This is a genomic window from Rhodococcus sp. R1101, assembly GCF_000278445.1.
Taxonomy (GTDB): Bacteria; Actinomycetota; Actinomycetes; order Mycobacteriales; family Mycobacteriaceae; genus Rhodococcus; species Rhodococcus gordoniae.
The window spans coordinates 1-2211 of record NZ_AJVB01000578.1 but is presented as its reverse complement, the minus strand read 5'-3'; the positions used below and the strand labels follow the sequence as shown (position 1 = coordinate 2211).

General features: G+C 70.0%; 3 protein-coding genes. 2 read left to right on the top strand and 1 reads right to left on the bottom strand.

The genetic code is table 11. The annotated features are described in order from the left end of the window. Positions 1-268, bottom strand: a 268-nt coding sequence (locus R1101_RS0121840) for a TPM domain-containing protein (RefSeq protein ID WP_198420317.1), incomplete at its 3' end; no start/stop codon positions are given. A gap of 87 nt (positions 269-355) precedes the next feature. Here R1101_RS0121840 and R1101_RS0121835 point away from each other — a divergent pair. Both R1101_RS0121835 and R1101_RS0121830 read left to right on the top strand, forming a co-directional pair. Beyond that, positions 356-1048, top strand: a complete 693-nt coding sequence (locus R1101_RS0121835; RefSeq protein WP_016935368.1) for a YdcF family protein — start codon at positions 356-358, stop codon at positions 1046-1048. Positions 1049-1086: 38 nt separating this feature from the next. Next, the coding region (locus R1101_RS0121830) for a deoxyguanosinetriphosphate triphosphohydrolase (RefSeq protein ID WP_026003577.1) at positions 1087-2211 on the top strand (1125 nt) is incomplete at its 3' end.

The following is a 2211-nucleotide window of genomic DNA, read 5'->3' as shown; positions in this document are numbered from 1 at the left end:
CGCGTCCGTCGAAGCTCGACACGTAGGTCACCCACAACTGCAGACCGTGCTCGTCGTACAGGGTGTTCGTCGCCTCCTGGATCCGTGCGACATCGGCATCGCCGAGGACCCCCGCGGTATCGGTGATCGGCTGGGGAAGCCGCGACGGAGGTTCGGCGGAAGCCGCCGCCGGCAGGAGCAACCAGGCGGCCACTGCCAGCAGAGCAGGGACGAATGCGAGCGCGGACCGTGCGGGTCGCCGAGACGGTGCGGCCGATACGTGTGGCATGGAATCGAATCTAGTGGCTGTGAGGCGTCGGCGGGGTCGGCGCGTCGCCCGGTCTGCGCGTTCTCGTTCGCTGGCAGAATCACGGGGGTGAGCACCGCATCCCGCCGCACCGGCACCACCGCGACGTACACCGGGGACGACCTCGGGGCAGGCGCGCGCATCGCGCGCTGGCTCCGACGACTGATCGTCGGGGTGTTGCTCGCCGCTGTTCTCGTCGTGGGCGGAACGGCGCTGCGGGTCTGGCAGGTCGCGCGGATCGACGACCGCACACCCGCCGACGCCATCGTCGTCCTCGGTGCGGCCCAGTACTCGGGGACGCCCTCGTCGGTGTTCGAGGCCCGCCTCGAACAGGCCCTCAAGCTGTACGAGGCGGGAGTCTCGCCGCGGATCGTCACCGTCGGGGGCAAGCAGGAAGGCGACCTGTTCACCGAGGCCGCGGCGGGGAAGAACTATCTCGTCTCGCGCGGGGTGCCGGCGGAATCGATCGTCGCCGTCGAAGAGGGCTCCGACACGCTGCTCAGCGTCGAGGCCGTCAGCCGGGAGATGTCGGAGCTGGGACTGTCGTCGGCAGTGTTGGTGAGCGACCCGTGGCACTCGCTGCGCACCCGCACCATGGCGCGCGATGCAGGTCTCGATGCGTGGACCGCTCCCACCCGGCAGGGCCCGGCGGTGTTCACCCGCGAGTCGCAACTGCACGGGATCGCCCGCGAGACCGGCGCGTTGATCTGGTACCAGATCACCCACTTCTCCGCCGATTTCCCGTACACGGCGCAGCAGTGAGGCGGAACGTAGGGTCTTCGGTGACGGAAGGCAGTGTGATGCAGGGCTACAGCGAACACGATCTCGAACGGCGCGTCGCCGAGCCGCGGAAGACCTCGGCCCTCGCCGGGTCCGAGGGCGCGGCATCCGAGCGGACCGCCTTCGCACGCGACCGAGCGCGCGTGCAGCACTGCGCGGCCCTGCGCCGCCTGGCCGACAAGACACAGGTCGTCGGTCCCCGCGACGGCGACACCCCGCGCACCCGTCTGACGCACTCGATGGAGGTCGCGCAGATCGGCCGCAGCATCGGCGAAGGGCTCGGCGCCGACCCCGATCTCGTCGATCTCGCCGGCCTCGCTCACGACATCGGGCACCCGCCCTACGGGCACAACGGCGAGCGGGCACTCGACGCGGTGGCGGAGTCCTGCGGCGGATTCGAGGGCAACGCGCAGAACCTGCGCATCCTCACCTGCCTCGAACCGAAGGTCCTCCATCCCGACGGCACGAGCGCCGGCCTCAACCTCACCCGGGCCTCGCTCGACGCGACGCTCAAGTACCCGTGGACGCGTCCGCGCCCGGGCGCGAAGTTCGGTTCGTACGACGACGACTCCGAAGTCCTCCACTGGATCCGTGAGGGCGCACCCGAGCATCGCAAATGTCTCGAGGCGCAGATCATGGACTGGTCCGACGACGTCGCGTATTCGGTCCACGACCTCGAGGACGGCGTCATCGACGGTCGCATCGACCTGCGGATGCTCGAGGATCCCGACGAGGTCGCCGGGCTCATCGAGGTGGGCATGCGCGAATTCTCGGGCCTCGACCCGGCCGAGCTGACCGAGGCGGCCAAGCGGTTGTCCACCATGCCGGTGGTCTGCGCCGTCGGCACCTTCGACGGCACTCTCGCCTGCTCGGTCGCGCTCAAGAAGCTGACCAGCGAGCTGGTGGGCCGCTTCGCCAACGCGGCGATCCTCGGGACCCGGGAAGCGACGGAGAGCCGCCCGGTCACCCGGTACGACGCCGACCTGGTGATCCCGCCGATCGTGGTCTCGGAGGTCGCTCTGCTCAAGACGATGGCGCTGCAGTTCGTCATGTCCGACCGCGCCCATCGCACGCGCCAGGAATCCCAGCGCGAACGCATCCATCGCGTCGCCGAGTGGCTGCTGCGCACTGCGCCGGTGGGCTCG